24 protein-coding genes are annotated in these 19,838 nt (G+C 63.9%); 17 read left to right on the forward strand and 7 right to left on the reverse strand.

Annotated elements, in window-relative coordinates:
* Window positions 1–69 precede the first annotated feature (69 nt).
* Window positions 70–984 (forward strand): peptidylprolyl isomerase, encoded by a 915-nt coding sequence (locus IG197_RS19635; protein WP_192314448.1) that lies wholly within the window; start codon window positions 70–72, stop codon window positions 982–984.
* Window positions 985–1,069: 85 nt separating this feature from the next.
* Here the strand turns inward: IG197_RS19635 and IG197_RS19640 are convergent, their stop codons facing one another.
* Together IG197_RS19640 and IG197_RS19645 are read right to left on the reverse strand one after the other, a co-directional pair.
* A complete protein-coding gene (locus tag IG197_RS19640; RefSeq protein ID WP_192314451.1) occupies window positions 1,070–1,996 on the reverse strand; it encodes a hypothetical protein in 927 nt (308 codons plus the stop codon).
* Between the two features lie 6 nt (window positions 1,997–2,002).
* A complete protein-coding gene (locus IG197_RS19645; RefSeq protein ID WP_067957759.1) occupies window positions 2,003–2,602 on the reverse strand; it encodes a TetR/AcrR family transcriptional regulator in 600 nt (199 codons plus the stop codon).
* A gap of 97 nt (window positions 2,603–2,699) precedes the next feature.
* Here IG197_RS19645 and IG197_RS19650 point away from each other — a divergent pair, with 97 nt between their 5' ends.
* From IG197_RS19650 to IG197_RS19675, 6 genes are all read left to right on the forward strand, one after another.
* A complete protein-coding gene (locus IG197_RS19650; RefSeq protein ID WP_246340917.1) occupies window positions 2,700–2,933 on the forward strand; it encodes a hypothetical protein in 234 nt (77 codons plus the stop codon).
* A gap of 104 nt (window positions 2,934–3,037) precedes the next feature.
* Window positions 3,038–4,279: a bifunctional glutamate N-acetyltransferase/amino-acid acetyltransferase ArgJ gene (argJ, locus tag IG197_RS19655; protein ID WP_192314454.1), complete on the forward strand. Its 1,242-nt coding sequence runs from the start codon at window positions 3,038–3,040 to the stop codon at window positions 4,277–4,279.
* Window positions 4,248–5,054 carry an N-acetyltransferase gene (locus IG197_RS19660; RefSeq protein ID WP_067957768.1) on the forward strand — a complete coding sequence of 269 codons (807 nt, stop codon included), beginning with the start codon at window positions 4,248–4,250 and terminating at the stop codon, window positions 5,052–5,054. Before argJ ends, IG197_RS19660 begins: the two co-directional genes overlap by 32 nt.
* 1 nt (window position 5,055) lies before the next feature.
* On the forward strand, window positions 5,056–5,469 hold the full coding sequence (locus IG197_RS19665; RefSeq protein ID WP_154386154.1) for a (deoxy)nucleoside triphosphate pyrophosphohydrolase: 414 nt from the start codon (window positions 5,056–5,058) through the stop codon (window positions 5,467–5,469).
* 110 nt (window positions 5,470–5,579) lie between these two features.
* Window positions 5,580–5,894, forward strand: a complete 315-nt coding sequence (locus IG197_RS19670; protein WP_192314457.1) for a hypothetical protein — start codon at window positions 5,580–5,582, stop codon at window positions 5,892–5,894.
* 102 nt (window positions 5,895–5,996) lie between these two features.
* Window positions 5,997–6,158, forward strand: coding sequence for a Flp family type IVb pilin (locus IG197_RS19675; protein ID WP_083948485.1), 162 nt, complete (start codon window positions 5,997–5,999; stop codon window positions 6,156–6,158).
* Between the two features lie 98 nt (window positions 6,159–6,256).
* On the opposite strand, the gene IG197_RS19680 is transcribed toward IG197_RS19675, so the two are convergent.
* Complete coding sequence (locus tag IG197_RS19680) at window positions 6,257–7,129, reverse strand: methyltransferase domain-containing protein (RefSeq protein WP_192314459.1); 873 nt, start codon at window positions 7,127–7,129, stop codon at window positions 6,257–6,259.
* Window positions 7,130–7,185: 56 nt separating this feature from the next.
* Here IG197_RS19680 and IG197_RS19685 point away from each other — a divergent pair, with 56 nt between their 5' ends.
* Genes IG197_RS19685 through IG197_RS19700 form a run of 4 tightly spaced genes read left to right on the forward strand, consistent with a single transcriptional unit; the run spans window position 7,186 to window position 9,562 of the window.
* Window positions 7,186–7,971 carry a ComF family protein gene (locus tag IG197_RS19685; protein ID WP_067966144.1) on the forward strand — a complete coding sequence of 262 codons (786 nt, stop codon included), beginning with the start codon at window positions 7,186–7,188 and terminating at the stop codon, window positions 7,969–7,971.
* Between the two features lie 26 nt (window positions 7,972–7,997).
* Window positions 7,998–8,261, forward strand: a complete 264-nt coding sequence (gene grxC / locus IG197_RS19690) for a glutaredoxin 3 (protein ID WP_067957776.1) — start codon at window positions 7,998–8,000, stop codon at window positions 8,259–8,261.
* A 15-nt stretch (window positions 8,262–8,276) separates the two neighbouring features.
* Window positions 8,277–9,140, forward strand: coding sequence for a carbon-nitrogen hydrolase family protein (locus IG197_RS19695; protein WP_192314461.1), 864 nt, complete (start codon window positions 8,277–8,279; stop codon window positions 9,138–9,140).
* The gene (locus tag IG197_RS19700) at window positions 9,137–9,562 is read left to right on the forward strand and encodes a DUF1178 family protein (RefSeq protein WP_192314463.1); all 426 of its coding nucleotides are present in this window, start codon (window positions 9,137–9,139) and stop codon (window positions 9,560–9,562) included. Before IG197_RS19695 ends, IG197_RS19700 begins: the two co-directional genes overlap by 4 nt.
* Window positions 9,563–9,615: 53 nt before the next feature.
* On the opposite strand, the gene IG197_RS19705 is transcribed toward IG197_RS19700, so the two are convergent.
* The 3 genes from IG197_RS19705 to IG197_RS19715 form a co-directional block, all read right to left on the reverse strand.
* A complete protein-coding gene (locus IG197_RS19705) occupies window positions 9,616–9,993 on the reverse strand; it encodes a VOC family protein (RefSeq protein ID WP_192314465.1) in 378 nt (125 codons plus the stop codon).
* Between the two features lie 129 nt (window positions 9,994–10,122).
* The gene (locus tag IG197_RS19710) at window positions 10,123–10,464 is read right to left on the reverse strand and encodes an MmcQ/YjbR family DNA-binding protein (RefSeq protein WP_067957787.1); all 342 of its coding nucleotides are present in this window, start codon (window positions 10,462–10,464) and stop codon (window positions 10,123–10,125) included.
* Window positions 10,465–10,567: 103 nt separating this feature from the next.
* On the reverse strand, window positions 10,568–11,146 hold the full coding sequence (locus IG197_RS19715; protein ID WP_067957790.1) for a winged helix DNA-binding protein: 579 nt from the start codon (window positions 11,144–11,146) through the stop codon (window positions 10,568–10,570).
* 112 nt (window positions 11,147–11,258) lie between these two features.
* Here IG197_RS19715 and IG197_RS19720 point away from each other — a divergent pair, with 112 nt between their 5' ends.
* Both IG197_RS19720 and IG197_RS19725 read left to right on the forward strand, forming a co-directional pair.
* Complete coding sequence (locus IG197_RS19720; RefSeq protein ID WP_192314467.1) at window positions 11,259–12,383, forward strand: LLM class flavin-dependent oxidoreductase; 1,125 nt, start codon at window positions 11,259–11,261, stop codon at window positions 12,381–12,383.
* A 14-nt stretch (window positions 12,384–12,397) separates the two neighbouring features.
* Window positions 12,398–12,913 (forward strand): flavin reductase family protein, encoded by a 516-nt coding sequence (locus IG197_RS19725; protein WP_192314469.1) that lies wholly within the window; start codon window positions 12,398–12,400, stop codon window positions 12,911–12,913.
* 25 nt (window positions 12,914–12,938) lie between these two features.
* Here the strand turns inward: IG197_RS19725 and ubiG are convergent, their stop codons facing one another.
* The gene (gene ubiG, locus IG197_RS19730) at window positions 12,939–13,685 is read right to left on the reverse strand and encodes a bifunctional 2-polyprenyl-6-hydroxyphenol methylase/3-demethylubiquinol 3-O-methyltransferase UbiG (RefSeq protein ID WP_067957794.1); all 747 of its coding nucleotides are present in this window, start codon (window positions 13,683–13,685) and stop codon (window positions 12,939–12,941) included.
* A gap of 293 nt (window positions 13,686–13,978) precedes the next feature.
* Here ubiG and IG197_RS19735 point away from each other — a divergent pair, with 293 nt between their 5' ends.
* The 4 genes from IG197_RS19735 to prmC all read left to right on the forward strand — a co-directional run bounded on the left by IG197_RS19735 (window position 13,979) and on the right by prmC (window position 19,529).
* Window positions 13,979–15,253, forward strand: coding sequence for an aspartate kinase (locus IG197_RS19735; RefSeq protein ID WP_067957796.1), 1,275 nt, complete (start codon window positions 13,979–13,981; stop codon window positions 15,251–15,253).
* Between the two features lie 76 nt (window positions 15,254–15,329).
* Window positions 15,330–17,606: a phosphoenolpyruvate--protein phosphotransferase gene (gene ptsP, locus IG197_RS19740; protein ID WP_371746468.1), complete on the forward strand. Its 2,277-nt coding sequence runs from the start codon at window positions 15,330–15,332 to the stop codon at window positions 17,604–17,606.
* On the forward strand, window positions 17,603–18,682 hold the full coding sequence (gene prfA / locus IG197_RS19745) for a peptide chain release factor 1 (RefSeq protein ID WP_154386163.1): 1,080 nt from the start codon (window positions 17,603–17,605) through the stop codon (window positions 18,680–18,682). Before ptsP ends, prfA begins: the two co-directional genes overlap by 4 nt.
* The gene (gene prmC / locus IG197_RS19750) at window positions 18,675–19,529 is read left to right on the forward strand and encodes a peptide chain release factor N(5)-glutamine methyltransferase (protein ID WP_192314471.1); all 855 of its coding nucleotides are present in this window, start codon (window positions 18,675–18,677) and stop codon (window positions 19,527–19,529) included. Before prfA ends, prmC begins: the two co-directional genes overlap by 8 nt.
* Window positions 19,530–19,838 lie beyond the last annotated feature (309 nt).

The following is a 19,838-nucleotide window of genomic DNA, read 5'->3' on the forward strand; positions in this document are numbered from 1 at the left end:
GGAGACGCCAAATTCCGCCACATTCAGGTTGATTTGGAAGTGCGGTCATCACCCCACCGGAGAGTTTAGATGTCTTTTTCGTTCCGTAGCGCCTCGCTTGCCCGCGTCGGGCTTGCCGCCGGGCTTGTGGCGCTGTCGTCGCTGCCGCTGGTTGCACAGGAAACAGCGCCTGCACCCCAGGTCGCTGCCCCTGCAGCCGCTGCCGTCGATCCGAACGCGATCGTGGCGACGATCAATGGCGAGAACGTCACTGAAGCCGACATCACCTTGGCCGAGCAGGACCTTGGCCAGCAGTTCGGCAACCTGCCGCCGGAGCAGCGCCGTGCTGCTGCCTTGTCGTCGATCATCGAAATCCGCCTGATGGCCGCCCAGGCCGTCGAAAAGGGTCTCGACAAGGACGCCGACTTCCAGCGCCGCGTCGCCTTCCTCGACCAGCGCGCCCTGCATGGCGAACTGGTGGAGAAGGAAGTCGCCGGCAAGATCACCGACGACGAGATCCGCGCCCGCTACGACAAGGAAATCGCGGCCCAGAAGCCGGTCAACGAGGTCCATGCCCGCCATATCCTGGTCAAGACCAAGGAAGAGGCCGACGCGATCATCAAGAAGCTCGAAGGCGGCGAAGACTTCCAGAAGCTCGCCAACGAAAACACCACCGACCCGTCCGGCAAGACCTCGGGCGGCGATCTCGGCTTCTTCGGCCCTGGCCAGATGGTGCCGGAATTCGAGAAGGCGGCACTCGCCCTTGAAGTTGGCGCCTATTCCAAGGAGCCGGTGCAGACGCAGTTCGGCTGGCACATCATCAAGGTCGAGGACAAGCGCGCCCAGCAGCCGCCGGCATTCGAGACCGTCAAGGACCAGGTCCGCTCGCTGCTGATCCGCGAGAAATACATCGAGTTGGTCAAGCAGGTTCGCGGCGCCGGCAAGGTCGAGATCACCGATCCGGCGCTGAAGAAGGCCATCGACGCCATAGACGCGTCGAAGTAATTTTCTCACCAGAGACAACAAAGAGGGCGGTACCTACGGTGCCGCCCTCTTTGTTTGCGCGCGCCATTTCGCCGCCGTGAAGCGGTCAGCGATAGCGGGTCGAAGCCTTGAATGCGACCGGGTCGGCGGCCGCCAGCGCGCCGACGAACTCAGGCACGCGGACCGCCAGCATCATCAGCCACAGCAGCGGCCGGTCGGATGGCCGGCAGAACTGGTCGCCCACCGCATCGATGGTCCGGTGATTTTCCCGAAACGATGCCATCACTGCGCTGACCGCCAGCCCCAGCCGCGAGCGATCGCGGCGTTTGCGCAGTTTCATCAACGCAAACTGGTATCCTTTGTTACGCCGGACGTCCCAGATGAAGCCGAGGCCGTCATAGGCGTGGATGGAGACGGCGCGCGGGTCCACCGCAAATTCCACGTTGTCCTCGTTCATCGCGTCTTGCCTGATGTGGGCGCTGACGAACGGTCCTTGTCCAGGCCGAAAACGATAACGCTCGAGCAGTGCGTGCCGGTAGATCGCACCGTTGCTGGAGACGTGGATCACCTTGCCACGGCGGTCGCGGCACTCGATGAAGCCGCGGTCGAGCAGTGACATCACCCGCTTCATCATGCTGCCGTCGCCATAGGAGGTTCGCCCCGACACCGCTGCGACGGTGGGGTTGTCGTCGAGGGTCTTGTGCAGCGTGGCCATCCATCCTGGCTGCGGCAGGCAATCGGCCTCGACGACCGCGATCAGCGGCTGGTGGCAGTAGGGCAGGGCCGCATCCTTGAGCTGGGAGGATTCGTCACTGTCGTGGGTGACGAGGACGACCGATGGTTCGCCCGGACCAGAGCTGTACGAAAAAGTGCTTTCCGCAGGCAGCATGACGATGATTTCAGCCGGCACCCCCGCTCGGTCGTACAGATAGGCCTCGAGCGACTGGCGCAGCTCGCCATCGCCGTCGGCCGACAGATAGTCGGAAACCACGATCAGGCTTATCGGCAATACCGCCGGCTTCATGTCGTCCATGGTCGCTTACCTCCTGACGGCGATGCCATGCACGATATGCCTGATAGCCCGCCTTAGCATAGCCTCGTCCTCGTCGAGCCGTCCGGTCAGGAGATGCACCCAGGCGTAGGACGAAACCATGTCGGCGACCTGGCTGGGGTCGACATCGGCGGCCACCTCGCCACGGGCCTTGGCCCGCTCGATCAGCTTGCCGGTATGGGCGCGGCGCCCGGCAGAGTATTCTGCCAGCGCCTCGGCGGCGGCTGGGTCCTGCTGCGCCTCGGCGACCAGCGAGCGGAAGATGTCGCCGGCCGGCGTGTCGCGCCACTGTGCAAACAGGCTTCTGGCGAAGATGAACAGGTCTTCCTCGATGCCACCGGTGTCCGGGTAAGTGATGTCGCGCTTCTGGCGCTGATAGACCTCGAGCAAAAGCGCGGTCTTGCTCGGCCACCAGCGGTAGATCGTCGGCTTGCCGGCGCGGGCCCGACGCGCCACCGCCTCGATGGAGAAGCCGGAATAGCCGTTCTCGATCAGCACCGCCTCGGCCGCCTCGAGGATGGCTTCCGCACTTTCCAGGCTGCGTTTGGCGCCGATCGATTTGCGCGCGGCTTCGGCTTCAATGCTCATTCCGGTCTCCAATGCTCGATTATCTCTACACCACCTCTTGACGAAACGAAACGGGCCGTTTTATTTAACGAAACGTTTCGTTCCGATGGAGTTGAAGATGACTGCCTCCCAAACCCGCTTTTCCCGCCCGCGTTTCGCCCTGATGGTCCTGCTAGGGGTCTATCCGCTGATCACCGCACTGCTCTACATCATCATGCCTCTGACCGACGGCTGGACGATCTGGCAGCGCACGCTGCTGATTGCGCCGCTGATGGTATCAGTGATGATCTGGGGCTTGATCCCCGCGGTTCAGCGCGTCTTCCGCGGTTTCCTCAATCCGGTCGTCGGCTGAGGCTGGCCCACATCTTCGTGAGGTGAAAACGCCTTGCGAAGCCTCGCGCTATCGGGCAAACGGTGCCAACTTCAACCGTTTCCCGAGCCCGCAGAGGTTCCTTCATGTCGACTGCCGTTTCCCCGCTCGCCCCCAAGAAGTACCCCAAGATGCCTGCCATCGAGGGCGTGCGCATCGCCACAGCCGAAGCCGGGATCAAGTACAAGGGTCGCACCGACGTGCTGGCCATGGTGTTCGATGAGGGCACGGCGGCCGCCGGCGTGTTCACAAGGTCCAAGTGCCCCTCGGCCCCGGTCGATTTCTGTCGCCAGAACCTCACCGGTGGCAAGGCACGCGTCCTGATCGTCAACTCCGGTAACGCCAATGCCTTCACCGGCAAGAAGGGCCGCGAGACCACGACGTTGACCGGCGAGGCGGCGTCCAAGGCCGCCGGCTGCAAGTCGAGCGAAGTGTTCCTGGCATCCACCGGCGTCATCGGCGAGCCGCTCGACGCCGGCAAATTTAGCCACTTGCTGTCAGGTATGGTCAAGGATGCCCGGCCCGACCAGTGGACCGAAGCCGCCAAGGCGATCATGACCACCGACACCTATCCCAAGGTGGTTACCGCGACCGTCAAGCTCGGCGACACCGACGTCACCATCAATGGTATCGCCAAGGGCGCCGGCATGATTGCACCCGACATGGCGACAATGCTGTCCTTCGTTGCCACCGATGCACCCATTGCGGCCGACGTGCTGCAGGACATGCTTTCGCGCGGCACCGCCAAGACCTTCAATGCCGTCACCGTCGACAGCGACACCTCGACCTCCGACACGCTGATGCTGTTTGCCACCGGGGCCGCAGCCAAGCGCGGCGCGCCCAAGATCACCGACCCCAAGGATGCGCGCCTCGGCGCCTTCCGCCGCGCGCTCAACAAGATGCTGAAGACGCTGGCGCTGCAGGTCGTGCGTGACGGTGAAGGCGCGCGCAAGCAGGTCGAAGTTACTGTCACCGGTGCCAAGTCGGCGCGCTCGGCCAAGCGCATCGCGCTTTCGATCGCCAACTCGCCGCTGGTCAAGACCGCGGTTGCCGGTGAGGACGCCAACTGGGGCCGCGTCGTCATGGCCGTCGGCAAGGCCGGCGAGCCCGCCGACCGCGATCTCCTGTCGATCTGGTTTGGCGACAATCGCCTCGCCCACAATGGCGAGCGCGATCCGGGCTATTCGGAAGCGGCGACCTCGGCCTATATGAAGGGCGACAACATCGTCATCCGCGCCGACATCGGCCTTGGCCGTGGCAAGGCAACGGTGTGGACCTGCGACCTGACCAAGGAATATGTCGCCATCAACGGCGACTACCGGAGCTGACGTGAACCAGAACCGCCCGTCGCACGAACTTGCGATCGTCCGCCGCTACGAGGCGGCGGGTTTTCGCGCATGGCCGGCGGCGGCCGTTCATTACGACGGCACTTGGCTTGTCCGGTTGACGGCGGGCCATCCGGCCAAGCGGCTCAATTCGGTCAATCCGCTTGATCCGGCCGACATCCGCAACATTCCCGACCGCATCGCCCGCGCCAGCCGCCGCTTCGAGGCCTATGGCCGGCCGCTCACCTTTCGCATGTCGCCCTTGTCGGGGCCGGCGATCGCCGCCCATCTCGACCGCGAGGGCTGGAGCACGTTTTCGGAATCGATGGTGATGCGGCTGTCGCTCGACGACGGCGTCGTCGAGCATGCGATGGACCAGATTCCGCTCAAGGACATCGGCCGCTTCGTCAGCGCTTCCATGGTGGTGCACGGGCTAGACGCATCGCTCAGGCCCGGCCTGTCCGAGATCATCGGCGCCATTCAGCCGGAAGCCGGCATGTTCGTGCTCGAGCAGGACGAGCAGCCGGTGACGGCGGCGATCTGCGTCCACGACACCGACCTTGCCGGCCTGTTCGAGATCGCCACCACCGAGGCCGAACGCGGCAAGGGTTTTGGCCGCAGGCTGATCCTGTCGGCGCTGAAATGGGCACGCCTGCGTGGCGCGCGCCAGGCGTGGCTGCAGGTCGAGGCTGACAATGCGGGCGCCATCCGCCTGTACGAAAAAATGGGCTTCAAGGAAGTCTATCGCTACCACTACCGCCGCCCGCCGGAGGCCTGACTTGACCCATCAGGGAAAACGCCTGCTTCTGGTGGCTGCCTGCGCGCTCGTCGACGCCGATGGTCGCGTGCTTCTGGCCCAGCGTCCCGAAGGCAAGTCGCTTGCCGGCTTGTGGGAATTCCCAGGCGGCAAGGTCGAGCAGGGCGAAACGCCGGAAGAAACCCTCATTCGCGAGCTGCGCGAGGAGATCGGCATCGAGACCAAGACGGCGTGCCTGGCACCGCTGACCTTCGCCAGCCACACCTATGACGACTTTCATCTGCTGATGCCGCTCTATGTCTGCCGCCGCTTCTGGGGCATTCCGGAGCCGAAGGAAGGCCAGACCCTTAAATGGGTGCGGCCCAAGCAGATGCGCGACTACCCCATGCCGCCTGCCGACGAGCCGCTGATTCCGTTCCTCATCGACCTGCTTTGATGGGCATGTCTGCCAGCGTTAAGCCAAAGTTTATCCAATCGTGAAAAATTGAATGGCCGCCGCCCGCCCCGGCTGCGCATCGACACGGCTTTTCGCGAGGGACGTTGCCAATGCAAGCTGACAACGAGTGGGACCTCATCCGCCCAGAGCGATTGTCCCCGACTGCGAGGGCGCGGGCCGGCATCCTGCGCGTCTCGCTGCTGTTCGGCCTTATCGCGATAGCCCTGACCCTGTTCGCCACGCCGTTCCTGGAAGACAGGGCGCGTCCAATCCTCGGCCAGTTGCGCCTTGACGGGCTCGACTACACCGCCACAGGATCGGTCAGCCGCACCAACACCTACACGCTACGCCGTTCGGTGCTGCAGGAAACGCCGCAGTCGGTGTGTGTCATTCATCCGCACGGCGAGCATACCGGCGACTGCTGACGATACCCGCTTATCGCTTCACCGCCTGTTAAGCGTGCGCCGTTAACCTTTCTTAAGACGTCGGCGTTATGGTCGGTCAACAATGACGGGTGGACGCGACCGATGATCAGGCGATTTCTCAGGAACGAAAGAGGCGCTACGGCGATCGAATACAGCCTGATCGCGACGCTCATCGCCCTGGGGATCATCGGCGGCCTGGGCCAGTTCGGCACAGCCCTTCAGCTCTACTGGGAAAACATCGGCACCAAGGTCGCCGTGCACTAGAGGTTTTCCGCTTTTCTTCGATTTGCGAAATCCCTCTCTTTGTTTTTACTCGATTCCGGACGGAAAGCCGCCGTACATTTTTCATGGAATTGTAACCGCTATTGCTTGCCGTCCTCGCCAAGCACCTTTGTCAGCGACACCTGCGCCGAACCCGGCTTGAGCGGCTTCTGCTGCGAGGCATCAGGCGCCCAGCCTGACAACCAGACGAACGAAAAGCTCGCCCGCACCCGTCCATCAGGATCGGAGAAGCGCTCGGCGTAGATCTCGGCCGCGCGCTGGAACAGCCGGCGTGTCGCAGGTCTCCGTGACCGGTCGGCAAGCGCGCTGGTGGCCCCCATCGCGCGCAGGTCCTGCATCAGCCCGAACATCGTGTCGTAGCGCACCGTCACCGTCTCGACATCGGCGACCGGCAAGGCAAAGCCCGCCCGCTGCAGCAGCCCGCCGGCATCGCGTACGTCGGTGAAGGGGATAACGCGCGGGCTGGCGCCGCCCGAAAGCTCCGTCTCGGCGGCGAGCAGGCTTTCGCGCAGTTCGACGAGCGTGCCGGCACCAGCAAGCACGCCGAGGAACAGCCCGTCCGGCTTCAGTGCGCGGCGGATCTGGATCAGCTGGCCGGGGATGTCGTTGACTTCCTGCAGCGCCAGAAGCGATACGGCAATGTCGATGCTCGCCGGATCCAGCGCGATCGTCTCGGGATCCGACACGACGCCCGGTCCGCCGCCGAGAAAGGCCCTGTCGGCTTCGACGCGAAGCAATTCGTCGACCTTGCCGCTGGCAGCCAGAACCGCGGTTGCCGCCGGGCTGACCGAGAAGATCGCTGCGCCGCGCGTGAACTTGCGCTCGACCGTCGAGAGACGTTCGCCGAGGTCTTCAGCCGCGCGGGCCATCAGGAAGTCGGCGCCTGGTGTAGCTTGCGCCAGGGCTCGGCGCCGGTGCGCGATCACGAGGCTGGCGTCGAAAATGGCTTGCACGTCGAGATGTCCTTGTTTGCCGGGTTTCTGCTATGGTCGCCCGACCCGAACCTGTCGTGGCCGATCCTATGCCTGAGATCAAGAGCCTCGCATTGTCAGTTGCCGCTTGGCCGGCGCGGATGCTGTTCCCGCCGGTCTGCGCCGGCTGTCGCCGCCAGGTCACGCAACCCGGTGCCTTGTGCGGTGCCTGCTGGCCGCAATTGCGCTTCCTCGAAAAGCCCTGGTGCGAGGTGATGGGCACGCCGTTCAGCCATGATTTCGGCACCGGCTTCCTGTCCGCCGAGGCGATCGCCAACCCGCCGCCCTTTAGCAGGGCCCGCGCCGCCGTCGCCTATACCGGCATCGCCCGGCGCATGGTCCAGGGCCTCAAGTTCCACGACCGCACCGACCTCGCGCCGTGGATGGCGCGCTGGATGCTGCGAGCGGGCGCCGAGCTCGTTGCCGATGCTGAGGTCGTCGTGCCCGTGCCCTTGCACTGGCGGCGTTTCTTCTGGCGCCAGTACAACCAGTCGGCGGAACTCGCCCGTGCCATAGCGTCGCTCTCCGGCCTGCCGTTTGCGCCGATGGCGGTGCGCCGCACCAAGCGCACGCGCCAGCAGATCGGCCTTGGCCAGCGCGAGCGAGAGGACAATGTGCGTGCGGCCTTCCTGGTCCCGCCCGAAGCCGAGATCGACGTCAGAGGCAGGCGGGTGCTGGTGGTCGACGACGTCTACACGACAGGCGCCACTGTCGCGGCGGTGACACGTGCGCTCAGGAAAGGCGGCGCCGGCGCCGTCGACGTGCTGACTTTCGCCAGGGTTTTGCCGGGGGACTTCCGGCCCGACGATACGGACACTATATAGTCGACCAAGGACAACGGATTTTCGTCATGGTCGATGTGACTATCTATACGCGCATGATGTGTGGCTACTGTACTGCGGCCAAGCGCCTTCTCGAGCGCAAGGGCGTTGCATTCACCGAGCATGACGCCAGCTTCTCGCCCGAGCTTCGGCAGGAAATGATCACCCGCGCCAATGGCCGTGCGACCTTCCCGCAGATTTTCATTGGCAACACCCATGTCGGCGGTTGCGACGACCTGCATGACCTAGACGCGCAAGGCAGGCTCGACCAGCTTCTTGCCGCCGGCGCATAGACCCGAGGACGGACAATGGCGATTTTCAAGGCGGCAGCGGTGCAGATGCGTTCGGGCAAGGAGCCGGAGCGTAATGCGCTCGATTTCGAGGCACTGGTGCGCGAGGCTGCCGGTCTCGGCGCCACTTATGTGCAGACGCCCGAAATGACCGGCGCCATCGTCGGCGACAAGGAGGCGCGCGCCGCGGCCTTCACCTCCGAGGATCGCGACCTGATCGTCGCCTTGGGCCGCAAACTTGCAGCCGAGCTTGGCATCCATCTGCATGTCGGCTCGACCGCGATCGTGCGCGCCGATGGCAAGCTCGCCAACCGCGCCTTCCTGTTCGGCCCCGACGGCGGCGCGCTTGCCACCTACGACAAGATCCACATGTTTGACGTCGACCTCGACAATGGCGAAAGCTGGCGCGAATCTTCGGCCTATGAGCCGGGCACCGAAGCCATCGTTGCCGACACGTCGCTGGCAAAGATCGGCTTTGCCATCTGCTACGACCTGCGGTTCCCGCAACTTTTCCGCGCCGAGGCGCTGGCTGGTGCCGAGCTGCTCACCGTTCCCGCCGCCTTCACGCGCCAGACCGGCCTTGCCCATTGGCATCCGCTGCTGCGGGCGCGCGCCATCGAAAACGGCGCCTTCGTCATCGCCTCCGCCCAGGGCGGCAAGCATGAGGACGGCCGGGAGACCTTCGGCCATTCGCTGATCATCGATCCGTGGGGCCGCATCCTGGCCGAAGCCGACCATGACGAGCCGGGCGTCATCATCGCCGAGATCGACACCCAGCATTCGGCCGACGCACGCAAGAAGATCCCCAATCTCAAGAACGCTCGCGAATTCGGCGTCGCGCTTCGCGCGGGCCAGGGAGCGCTCCGGGGAGCCGCATCTTGATCCGCTTTTCGCTGCATTGCGACCACGCGCATGACTTCGAGGGCTGGTTCCGCAGCAACGACGACTTCGAGACCCAGCGCAAGCGCGGTTTCGTCTCCTGCCCGGAATGCGGCTCGCAAAAGGTCGAAAAGGCGCTGATGGCGCCGGCCGTCTCGACCTCGCGCAAGCAGGAAAAGATGGCGCTCGCCATGGGAGAGCAGCAGCGCAAGATGATGGCCGCCCTCAAGGACCTGTCCGAGAAGGTTCGCGAGAATGCCGAGAATGTCGGCGACAAGTTCGCCGAGGAGGCGCGCAAGATCCATTTTGGCGAGACCGAAGCCCGTGGCATCTACGGCGCCGCCACCCTCGACGAGGCCAAGGGCCTTGCCGAAGACGGCATCGAATTCATGCCGCTTCCGGTGTTCCCCGAAGACCGGAACTGAGCCGGAGACGTTCCTCTTCTCCCGAAAAGGTCTGCCGCGTCCTCGGCGCCGAGCTAGATACGCTGTCCCACGTCGATCCTGTTGCCGTCGGGGTCGGCAAACACGAAGGCCCGCTGGCCGTAGTCCTTGTCTTTCAGGGACTTGATGATCCGAACGCCGGCGGCCTCGCAGATGGCGTAGAGCGCGTCGATGTCGTCGACGAACATGTGGAACGCGTTGACGGTTGAACGCGCGTGGTCGCGGCTCTGGCTCAGATGGATCTCGGCGGCGTCCTTCTTCAGCACCATGAAACCCACGGGACTGCCGTTCTCGAACACTTTCTGCATGCCGAGGATCTCGGAGTAGAAGCGGAATGCCGCCTGGATGTCACGGACGGCAAGGCCTGGGGCCGCCCGGCCGAAGGTGATCGAATGAATGGGGGATGGACTCATTATGTGCTCCTGATGGCGAAAAGGCAGGGGCGGCGATGCGCATACCAGGTGAGGAGCGGTGTCCTGCGGGCAAGCTCGCATGGAAACGGACATGAGGGAAGACCCGTCGCACCTCAGGTGCGATCGTCCTCAGCCACCCGCCAGGTCGAAGGCCTTGCGCAAGGTGACTGGTGCGGTGTTGCGCCAGGCGGCGACCAGCGCGCTGCGCAGCGTCGGCTCGTCGGCAGCTTGAAGCATCACCCGCGTCCAGCCCTGCTTGCCCCAGCCGCCTTCGACCGGCCGGAACACCGTGGTCTCCGCTCCGCACATCACTTCCTGCTGGTCGCGCGTCAGCTTGATCACGGCATTGCCGTCCTCGGGCAGGGTGGCGAAGACACGGTCGCGGACACGGAAGTCGGGCTTGCCGAAATGCGATTTCTCGGTCGCCCCTGGCAGTTCCAGGGCGATGCGTCTGACATCTTCAGGTGTCATGGTATTCGAACCCGTAATTGTCTGCCCTTAATGTCGAGAGTTGCGGCGGACAGCGCAAGTTGCGCAGGGGCGCTTCACGACCAAATCGCTGCCGAGGACGTCCTCAGTCACCTTCGGCCTCGGGATCGAGCTGCGGATGGCGGCGGCGGTGGGTGGCGGCGGCGCGGGCGGCCTGTTCGTAGATACCTGTCACCAATTCCAGCGTGTGTGCTGCGTCGGCCAGCTTGGCGGCCAGGTCGGGCACGCGGGTCACCGCATCGATGAGCAGCACCGAGCGGATATCAGCGTAGCGCTCTGTGACGCGATGGCCGAGCGGCGTCACCTCATAGGTCACGCCGGTCCTGCCGCTGCCGGTGCGCTTGACGAAACCGCCCTTGATCAGCTTGCGCAGGCTGTACTGGATGTTGGGAATATCCTCGCGATTGGTCATGTGGGCGAGGTCATGGATGGTCTTTGGCCGATCGTTCATTCTGATGACGTGCAGCAAGGCGTTCTCTGCACCCGTCGCCGAAAATTCGATCACCGTGGCGAGGCATTCCGCCTGCCAGCGTCCGAACGCTTCGTAGGAGCGCATCAACGCATATTCCACTTCGGTGACGTCGATTTCGAGCGGCGTCCGGGCGAGATGCCAGCCGCGATCAAGCAGTTCGGAGCCCGGTACAGGTTTGTTTTCCTTGCTCATTCTTCGCCCTCCTGAACCTTCGGACCATGCCTTGCCGCGGCACATTGCGTCTACATGAATTTATGATAGACTTTCTATTATAAAGTTCATTTTATGGGGAGGAGACCCAAACATGAGCATGCTCGGCGCCACTGCATCCGCAGTGCAACCCTTCTTTCTCGGCACCTTTGCGTCCAACTGTTCCAGCGGCATGACCGTCACCAAGATCCCGGATCGCTGGGACAATTCATGGGGCAACAATCTGCGCCTCGGCAAGCTTCTCGACGACGCCGGCATCGACTTCATGCTGCCGATCGCCCGCTGGATCGGTTATGGCGGCGAGACCAATTTCCACGGCAACGTGCTGGAGACGATGACCTGGGCGACGGCGCTTCTAGCCCACACCCGCAACCTCACGGTCTTCGCCACCATCCACACTGTCGCCAACCATCCTGTCGTCGTTGCCAAGCAACTGGCGACGATCGACCAGATCAGCGGTGGACGCGTCGGCCTCAACATCGTCGCGGGCTGGAACAAGCCCGAATATGAAGCGCTTGGCCTGACGCTGCCCGACGATCACGTCACCCGCTATGGCTATGCCCAGGAATGGTTCGACGTGGTCAGGGCATTGTGGAGCCGCGCCGAGGCCTTCGACTGGGACGGCACCTATTTCAAGCTCAAGCAGGTCCTTGGCGATCCCAGGCCTTCGGCGCGCCTGCCGATCCTCAACGCTGCCGGCTCCGATCATGGCCGCAAGTTCGCGATCCAGAACGCCGACTTCCTGTTCACCTCGGCGATCGACCTGGCCCGCTCGAAGGACGAGATCGCCGCGCTGAAGGCGCAGTCGAAGCAGGCCAGCCGCGCAGTCGATGTGCTGACCTTCTCGCATGTCGTCTGCCGTCCGACTGAAAGGGAGGCGCTCGACTTCCTCAACTATTCGGCCCGGGAGAACGCCGATTGGGAGGCCGTCGACAATCTCGTCCGGCTACAGTTCGCCCATGCACAGTCCTTCCCGCACGATCTGCTCGCACTCATCCGCGACCGCATGGCGGCGGGTCATGGCGGCTTCCCGCTTGTCGGCACGCCTGAGCAGGTGGCGGATGGCATCACCGCGCTTCATGAAACAGGCTTCCGCGGAACCACCTTGTCGTTCGTCGATTACGCCGAGGAATTCCCCTATTTCCGTGACAACGTCCTGCCGATCCTGGAGGCGCGAGGCATACGCATCCCGCCTCTGGCGCAGCGTTCGGCGGCGTGAAGGGCGACGAGGTCATGACGATCCCCATTTCCGTTCCTCTCGTCCCCGTGGGGGGCGCTGATTTCCGCGCCGCCATGCGGCTCATCGTCGGCAATGTCAGCGTCATCACCGCCGGCGTCGGCGATGACCGCTCAGGACTGGTGGTGATTTCGGTCGTTTCACTGTCGGCCGAGCCACCCAAGGTCATCGCCTGCGTCAACCGGTCGTCGTCGACCTGGTCGGTCATCGAGCGGCATGGCCATTTCGCCGTCAATTCGCTTGGGTCGCAGCATCAGCAGGTCGCCGAGCGTTTTTCCGGCTTCGGCGGCATCAAGGGCAATGAACGCTACGAAGGTGCTGACTGGCTCACGCTGAAGACCGGGGCGTCGGTGCTGTCGGATGCGGTCGCCGCTTTCGATTGCAGCCTCGACGAGATGATTGATCGCGGCACGCATTCGATCATCATCGGCTCGGTCGAGGCGGTCAGGACGCAGGATGCCGGTCAGGCGCTGCTCTACTGGCGCGGCGGCTACCGGCCGCTCGACGCCTGATGTCGGACCGACGGGAGAGGCGGCCTCAGGCCGCCTTTTCCGCCAGCACCATGTAGTTGACGTCCATGTCGCGGGATTTCTGCCAGCGGTCGGCCAGCGGATTGTAGATCACGCCGGTGCGGTCGATGGTGGCAAGGCCGGCGCCCGTCAGCGCCTTGTCCAGCTCTTCGGGGCGCACCAGCTTGCCGTACTGGTGAGTGCCGCGCGGCAGCCAGCGCAGCACGTATTCGGCGCCGACGATGGCGAGACCGAGCGCCTTTAAGGTGCGGTTGATGGTGGCGACGAACATGATGCCGCCGGGCTTGACCATCTCGCCGCACTTGCTGACGAACAGCTCCACGTCGGCGACGTGCTCGACAACTTCCATGTTGAGGATGATGTCGAACTTCTCGCCGGCGTCAGCGAGATCCTCGGCCGTGGTGGCGCGGTAATCCACCTTTACGCCGCTTTCGGCGGCATGGATCTTGGCTACCTCGATATTGGTGGCGGAGGCGTCGGCGCCGACCACTTCGGCGCCCAGGCGTGCCATCGGCTCGCACAGCAGGCCGCCGCCACAGCCGATGTCGAGGATGCGCAGGCCCTCGAAGGGCCTTGCGGCGTGAGTGTCGCGGCCAAAACGCTGGGCGACCTGGTCGCGGATGTAGCCGAGGCGGACGGGGTTGAATTTGTGCAGCGGACGGAACTTGCCGTTGGGGTTCCACCATTCGGCTGCGAGCGCCGAGAACCGCTCGACTTCTCCGGCATCGATCGTCGATGGGCGGGGATCTGGCATTGCTGTGGTCTCCGTCGGGCGCAAGGAATTGGGCGAGCGCAAGGAAGTCGTGTCTGGCGTCCCGATTGTCAAGGTGACATTTCCGCGAGCACCCATGCACTGCCCCGCGAGCCGTACCCATGGCGCTGTGCCGGCAAAAAAGTCGCGATGATTTGTCTGGCCGGGCGTCCTTGCGGAATGCGTGGGTTTTGGCTATGCAGGCCGCGCATTCGACACCGTGCAATTCATCGGTGTTTTCATTCATTTTCCGGCCCCGTCGGGGCCGGCGTATATGGCAAGGGCATTTCGCTTCTATGGCGCGCATCGTGATGAAATTCGGCGGGACATCCGTCGCCGACATCGCCCGAATCCGCAACGTGGCGCGTCATGTCAAGCGCGAGGTCGACGCCGGCCACGAAGTCGCTGTCGTCGTCTCGGCGATGTCGGGCAAGACCAACGAGCTGGTCGGCTGGGTGCAGGAGGCTTCGAAGGCCGAAGGCGCCAATTTCAACATTTACGACGCCCGCGAATATGACGCTGTGGTCGCCTCGGGCGAGCAGGTGACGTCGGGATTGCTGGCACTTGCGCTGCAGGCGATGGGGATAAATGCACGCTCCTGGCAGGGCTGGCAGATTCCGATCAAGACCGACAACGCCCATGGTGCCGCCCGCATCCTCGACATCGACGGCTCGTTCCTGATCAAGCGTTTCCAGGAAGGCCAGGTTGCTGTCGTCGCCGGTTTCCAGGGCATCGGCCCGGACAACCGCATCGCCACGCTTGGCCGTGGCGGGTCCGATACGTCGGCTGTCGCAATCGCGGCAGCGGTGAAGGCCGATCGCTGCGATATCTACACCGATGTCGACGGAGTCTATACGACCGACCCGCGCATCGAGCCCAAGGCGCGTCGCCTGTCGCGCATTTCGTTTGAAGAAATGCTCGAAATGGCTTCGCTCGGCGCGAAGGTGCTGCAGGTCCGTTCGGTCGAACTGGCCATGGTGCACAAGGTCCGTACCTTTGTGCGTTCTTCCTTCGAGGATCCCGATGCGCCCGGCATGGGCGATTTCCTCAACCCGCCTGGTACTCTCATTTGTGACGAGGATGAAATCGTGGAACAGCAGGTCGTCACCGGAATTGCCTATGCCAAGGACGAAGCCCAGGTCTCGCTGCGCCGTGTCGCCGACCGGCCGGGCGTTGCAGGCGGGATCTTCGGCCCATTGGCCGAGGCCAACATCAATGTCGACATGATCGTCCAGAACATTTCCGAGGACGGCAAGTTCACCGACATGACCTTCACCGTGCCGTCGGGCGACGTCAACAAGGCGCTTGCCGTGCTCGAGAAGATCCGCCCCGACATCGGCTATGATGCCGTCCAGCACGACGAGGGCATGTCCAAGGTGTCGGTCATCGGCATCGGCATGCGCAGCCATGCCGGCGTCGCCGCCACGGCCTTCCAGGCACTGGCATCGAAGGGCATCAACATCCGCGCCATCACCACCTCCGAGATCAAGATTTCGATCCTTATCGACGGGCCTTATACTGAACTTGCGGTTCGGACTTTGCATTCCGTCTACGGTCTGGATAAGCAGTAGTATTAGGAGTCGAGCGTCACCGCGTTGCCGGCGTGGCAAGCACGTGCCGCGCCGGGTCCAACCATGGAGACGGTGAATGATACGTGACATGGCCGCTGGGCCGCGCGTACTTCTGAAACGGCTCCGCGAATTGATGGCGGAGCCCCTCGAGCCACAGGAACGGCTCGACAGGATCGTGCGCGATATCGCCGCCAACATGGTGGCCGAAGTCTGCTCGCTCTATGTGCTCCGCGCCGACTCGGTGCTCGAGCTCTATGCGACCGTCGGTCTCAATCCCAACGCCGTCCACCTGGCGCAGTTGCGTCTCGGCCAAGGTCTGGTCGGCACGATTGCTGCCAGCGCCCGCGCGCTCAACCTGTCCAACGCCCAGGAACATCCCGCCTTCGCCTACCTGCCGGAGACAGGCGAGGAGATCTACCATTCGTTCCTCGGCGTGCCGGTGCTCAGGGCAGGGCGCACGCTCGGCGTTCTGGTCGTCCAGAACAAGACCATGCGGCACTACCGCGACGATGAGATCGAGGCGCTCGAAACCACCGCCATGGTGATTGCCGAGATGATCGCCTCGGGCGACATTGGTCGCCTCAGCCGTCCCGGCCTCGAACTCGATCTGTCGCGCCCGGCGAGCTTCACCGGCATTGCCTTCAACGAAGGTGTCGGCCTCGGCCATGTCGTGCTGCACGAGCCGCGCATCGTCGTCACCAACCTGTTCAACGAAGACAGCGACGAGGAGCTGCGCCGGCTCGAGGATTCGCTCGGTTCCCTGCGCTTGTCGATCGACGACATGCTCGAACGCCGCGACGTCGCCTTCGAGGGCGAGCACCGCGAGGTTCTCGAAGCCTACCGGATGTTTGCCAACGACCGTGGCTGGGTGCGCCGTCTCGAAGAGGCGATCCGCAACGGCCTGACGGCGGAAGCCGCGGTCGAAAAGGTGCAGAGCGACATGCGCGCGCGCATGATGCACATGACCGATCCTTATCTGCGCGAGCGGATGAGCGATTTCGACGACCTCGCCAACCGCCTTTTGCGCCAGCTGCTGGGTCGCGGCCCCGAGACCATCGCCGAGAGCCTGCCCAAGGACGCCATCATCGTTGCGCGTTCGATGGGGGCGGCCGAGCTGCTCGACTATCCGCGGGATCGCTTGCGCGGCCTGGTGCTGGAAGACGGTGCGCCGACGTCCCACGTCGTCATCGTCGCGCGCGCCATGGGCATCCCCGTCGCCGGACAGATGAAGGGCGTCGTTTCCATGTCGGAGAACGGCGATCCGATCATCGTCGACGGTGTCGAAGGCGCTGTCCACCTTCGGCCGCAGCCCGATCTCGAAGCAGCCTATGCTGAAAAGGTGCGATTTCGCGCCCGCCGCCAGGAACTCTACCGCGAACTGCGCAAGAAGCCGTCCGAAACAAAGGACGGCGTCAAGGTCGACCTGTTGATGAATGCCGGCCTCGCCGTCGACCTGCCGCAGCTCGCCGAGGCGGGGGCTGCCGGCATCGGCCTGTTCCGCACCGAGCTGCAGTTCATGGTGGCCTCGACGTTCCCGCGCGCCGAAGCGCAGGAAAAGCTCTACCGCGACGTGCTCGACACTGCGCGTGGCCGTCCCGTCACCTTCCGCACCATCGACATTGGCGGCGACAAGGTGCTGCCCTATTTCAAGGGCTCGGCGCAGGAGGAAGAAAACCCCGCACTTGGCTGGCGCGCCATCCGCCTCACGCTCGACCGTCCCGGCCTGTTGCGTACCCAGATCCGGGCGCTGCTCAAAGCCGCCGGCGGACGCGAGCTCAAGGTCATGCTGCCGATGGTCACCGAGCTTGGCGAGATCGTCCAGGCGAGGGAGATTATCGACCGCGAGGTCCGCCACCTCTCCCGCTTCGCGCACCATTTGCCGACGAGCCTGAAACTCGGCGCGATGATCGAGGTGCCGTCGCTGTTGTGGCAGCTCGACGAGCTGATGCAGGCCGTCGATTTCGTCTCGGTCGGCTCAAACGATCTGTTTCAGTTCGTCATGGCCGCCGACCGCGGCAACACTCAGCTTGCCGACCGCTTCGACACGCTGTCGGTGCCGTTCCTGCGCGTGCTGAAGCAGATCGCCGATGCCGGCCTGCGCAACCACACGCCGGTGACCCTGTGCGGCGAGCTCGCGGGGAAGCCGATCTCCGCGATGGCGCTGCTTGGCCTCGGCTACCGCTCTATCTCGATGTCGCCTGCTTCCATCGGTCCGGTCAAGGCGATGCTGACCGAACTGCCGCTTGGCGAACTTACCGCCTTCCTCGACGATAACCTTGCCGGTCCTGCCGCCCGCCTGCCGATGCGCGCGCTGCTCCAGGCCTTTGCGGACGACCGTTCCATACCATTATGATCAGCCTGCCCCACGACAGAATGAACCAAGTCGTCAAACGCTTCGACATGCTCGAAGCGCAGATGGCCGCCGGTCCGGCGCCCGACGTCTACGTCAAGCTCGCCTCCGAATATTCCGACATCCAGGACCTCGTGGCCAGGATCCGCGAATTGCGCTCCGCCGAGCAGGAGCTCGTCGATCTCGATGCGATGCTGTCCGACAAGGGTACCGACGCCGAGATGCGGGCGCTGGCCGAGATGGACAAGCCCGAGGTCGAGGAGCGTATCGAGGCGCTGCAGCGCGAAATCCAGATCCTGCTGTTGCCCAAGGATGCTGCGGACGACAAGAACGCCATCCTCGAGATCCGCGCCGGTACCGGCGGCGACGAGGCAGCGCTTTTTGCCGGCGACCTCTACCGCATGTACGAACGCTATGCTGCCTCCAAGGGCTGGCGGTTCGAGGTCGTGTCGGCAAGCGACGGCGATGCCGGCGGCTTCAAGGAAGTCATTGCGGGTGTCTCGGGCAAGGGCGTGTTCGCGCATCTGAAGTTCGAGTCGGGCGTGCACCGCGTCCAGCGCGTGCCGGCGACCGAGGCCAGCGGCCGCATCCACACCTCCGCCGCCACAGTCGCGGTGCTGCCGGAGGCGGAGGAGGTCGACATCGATATCCGCGCCGAAGACATCCGCATCGACACCATGCGTGCCTCGGGCTCCGGCGGCCAGCACGTCAACACCACCGACTCGGCGGTGCGCATCACCCATCTGCCCACCGGCATCATGGTGGTGCAGGCGGAAAAATCGCAGCACCAGAACCGTGCGCGTGCGATGCAGATCCTGCGTGCCCGCCTCTATGACCTGGAGCGCAGCCGTGCCGATGAGGAACGCTCGTCGTCGCGCAAGTCACAGGTGGGTTCCGGCGATCGCTCCGAGCGCATCCGCACCTATAATTTTCCGCAGGGGCGCCTGACCGACCACCGCATCAACCTGACACTCTACAAGCTCGACCGGGTGATGATGGGCGAACTCGACGAGGTCGTCGACGCGCTGATCTCCGATCACCAGTCGAAGCTGCTGGCCGACATGGGCTCGGATGGCTGAGCGTCCGCTCGGCGAACTTCTGCGCCACGCGCGCCAGCGCCTTGCCGGTGCGGGCATCGCCGACGCGGCATTCGACGCGCGGCTGCTCGTCGAGCACTTTTCAGGCACCACGCGCAGCGACGCAATTGCTTCGCCAGACAGGCCTGTGGCGCAGGTGGCCGAGATCGAGGCGGCGCTCGATCGCCGTATCGCGGGCGAGCCCGTGCATCGCATTCTCGGCTACCGCGATTTCTATGGCATGCGGCTCGGCCTCTCCACCGAGACGCTCGAACCGCGCCCCGATACTGAAACGCTCGTCGACGCCGTGTTGCCTTTCGTCCATGCGACCGCTGTGCGTGAGAGTGTCTGCCGCATCCTCGATCTCGGCACCGGCACAGGCGCGATTGCACTGGCGCTGGTCACCCAGGAGCCAAAGGCCGAGGCCATCGGCGTCGACGTCTCGGAGGATGCACTGGCGACCGCCGCGGCCAACGCCGAAGCTCTTGGCGTGTCATCACGCTTTTCGGCAAGAAAATCCAACTGGTTTGCCGAGATTCAGGGCCGCCACCATTTAATAGTCTCAAATCCTCCCTATATATCCACTTCAGAGATCGACGATTTGCAGAACGAGGTTCGCAATTTTGATCCGCGCCGCGCGCTCGACGGTGGCCCGGACGGTCTTGAGCCATACAGGATGATAGCGTCGGGTGCCGGGCGCCACCTTGAAGAAGGTGGCCTTATCGGGCTCGAAATCGGGCACGACCAGCGCCACGACGTGACCGTGATATTCGAGCAAGCCGGCTACCATTTATCTGCCCATTACAAGGACTTGGGTGGCAATGACCGGGTGCTCGTATTCAGCTGCTGAGCAAGGCTTTTGGGCACTGCAAAAAACCGCTTGGCAAGGAAAGTGAATGCCGCTAGGTTCCCGGCAACCGGATGAGACGAAGCAGGCAGTGCTGTTACAAGATTCGGTTTCCATCGAAACTAGCTGCCTTCTTGCGTAGACGACGCTCTAGCTTCGTGCGGGGATCGTCCGGCAAGTGACATGAACCGAAACAGGATGGCATGTGGCGCCGACGCAGCAAGACTGCGGGCGATCACCGGCGGAAAGATACGAAACGGCAGGCCGCCTAAGTGCCCCCGTTCGGATACTTCAACACAAAGAGAATCTGAT

The organism is Aminobacter sp. SR38 (genome assembly GCF_014843375.1).
GTDB lineage: Bacteria > Pseudomonadota > Alphaproteobacteria > Rhizobiales > Rhizobiaceae > Aminobacter > Aminobacter ciceronei.

What these genes read in the sequence shown, in the direction of transcription:
- IG197_RS19635 (WP_192314448.1), top strand. Translation starts at nt 70, where the DNA reads ATGTCTTTTTCGTTCCGTAGCGCCTCGCTTGCCCGCGTCGGGCTTGCC.
- argJ (WP_192314454.1), top strand. Translation starts at nt 3,038, where the DNA reads ATGTCGACTGCCGTTTCCCCGCTCGCCCCCAAGAAGTACCCCAAGATG.
- prfA (WP_154386163.1), top strand. Translation starts at nt 17,603, where the DNA reads ATGATCAGCCTGCCCCACGACAGAATGAACCAAGTCGTCAAACGCTTC.
- IG197_RS19725 (WP_192314469.1), top strand. Translation starts at nt 12,398, where the DNA reads ATGACGATCCCCATTTCCGTTCCTCTCGTCCCCGTGGGGGGCGCTGAT.
- IG197_RS19720 (WP_192314467.1), top strand. Translation starts at nt 11,259, where the DNA reads ATGAGCATGCTCGGCGCCACTGCATCCGCAGTGCAACCCTTCTTTCTC.
- IG197_RS19645 (WP_067957759.1), bottom strand. Translation starts at nt 2,602, where the DNA reads ATGAGCATTGAAGCCGAAGCCGCGCGCAAATCGATCGGCGCCAAACGC.
- IG197_RS19640 (WP_192314451.1), bottom strand. Translation starts at nt 1,996, where the DNA reads ATGGACGACATGAAGCCGGCGGTATTGCCGATAAGCCTGATCGTGGTT.
- IG197_RS19705 (WP_192314465.1), bottom strand. Translation starts at nt 9,993, where the DNA reads ATGAGTCCATCCCCCATTCATTCGATCACCTTCGGCCGGGCGGCCCCA.
- IG197_RS19735 (WP_067957796.1), top strand. Translation starts at nt 13,979, where the DNA reads ATGGCGCGCATCGTGATGAAATTCGGCGGGACATCCGTCGCCGACATC.
- IG197_RS19670 (WP_192314457.1), top strand. Translation starts at nt 5,580, where the DNA reads ATGCAAGCTGACAACGAGTGGGACCTCATCCGCCCAGAGCGATTGTCC.
- IG197_RS19675 (WP_083948485.1), top strand. Translation starts at nt 5,997, where the DNA reads ATGATCAGGCGATTTCTCAGGAACGAAAGAGGCGCTACGGCGATCGAA.
- IG197_RS19695 (WP_192314461.1), top strand. Translation starts at nt 8,277, where the DNA reads ATGGCGATTTTCAAGGCGGCAGCGGTGCAGATGCGTTCGGGCAAGGAG.
- IG197_RS19710 (WP_067957787.1), bottom strand. Translation starts at nt 10,464, where the DNA reads ATGACACCTGAAGATGTCAGACGCATCGCCCTGGAACTGCCAGGGGCG.
- IG197_RS19650 (WP_246340917.1), top strand. Translation starts at nt 2,700, where the DNA reads ATGACTGCCTCCCAAACCCGCTTTTCCCGCCCGCGTTTCGCCCTGATG.
- ptsP (WP_371746468.1), top strand. Translation starts at nt 15,330, where the DNA reads ATGATACGTGACATGGCCGCTGGGCCGCGCGTACTTCTGAAACGGCTC.
- IG197_RS19660 (WP_067957768.1), top strand. Translation starts at nt 4,248, where the DNA reads ATGTCGCCATCAACGGCGACTACCGGAGCTGACGTGAACCAGAACCGC.
- prmC (WP_192314471.1), top strand. Translation starts at nt 18,675, where the DNA reads ATGGCTGAGCGTCCGCTCGGCGAACTTCTGCGCCACGCGCGCCAGCGC.
- ubiG (WP_067957794.1), bottom strand. Translation starts at nt 13,685, where the DNA reads ATGCCAGATCCCCGCCCATCGACGATCGATGCCGGAGAAGTCGAGCGG.
- IG197_RS19715 (WP_067957790.1), bottom strand. Translation starts at nt 11,146, where the DNA reads ATGAGCAAGGAAAACAAACCTGTACCGGGCTCCGAACTGCTTGATCGC.
- grxC (WP_067957776.1), top strand. Translation starts at nt 7,998, where the DNA reads ATGGTCGATGTGACTATCTATACGCGCATGATGTGTGGCTACTGTACT.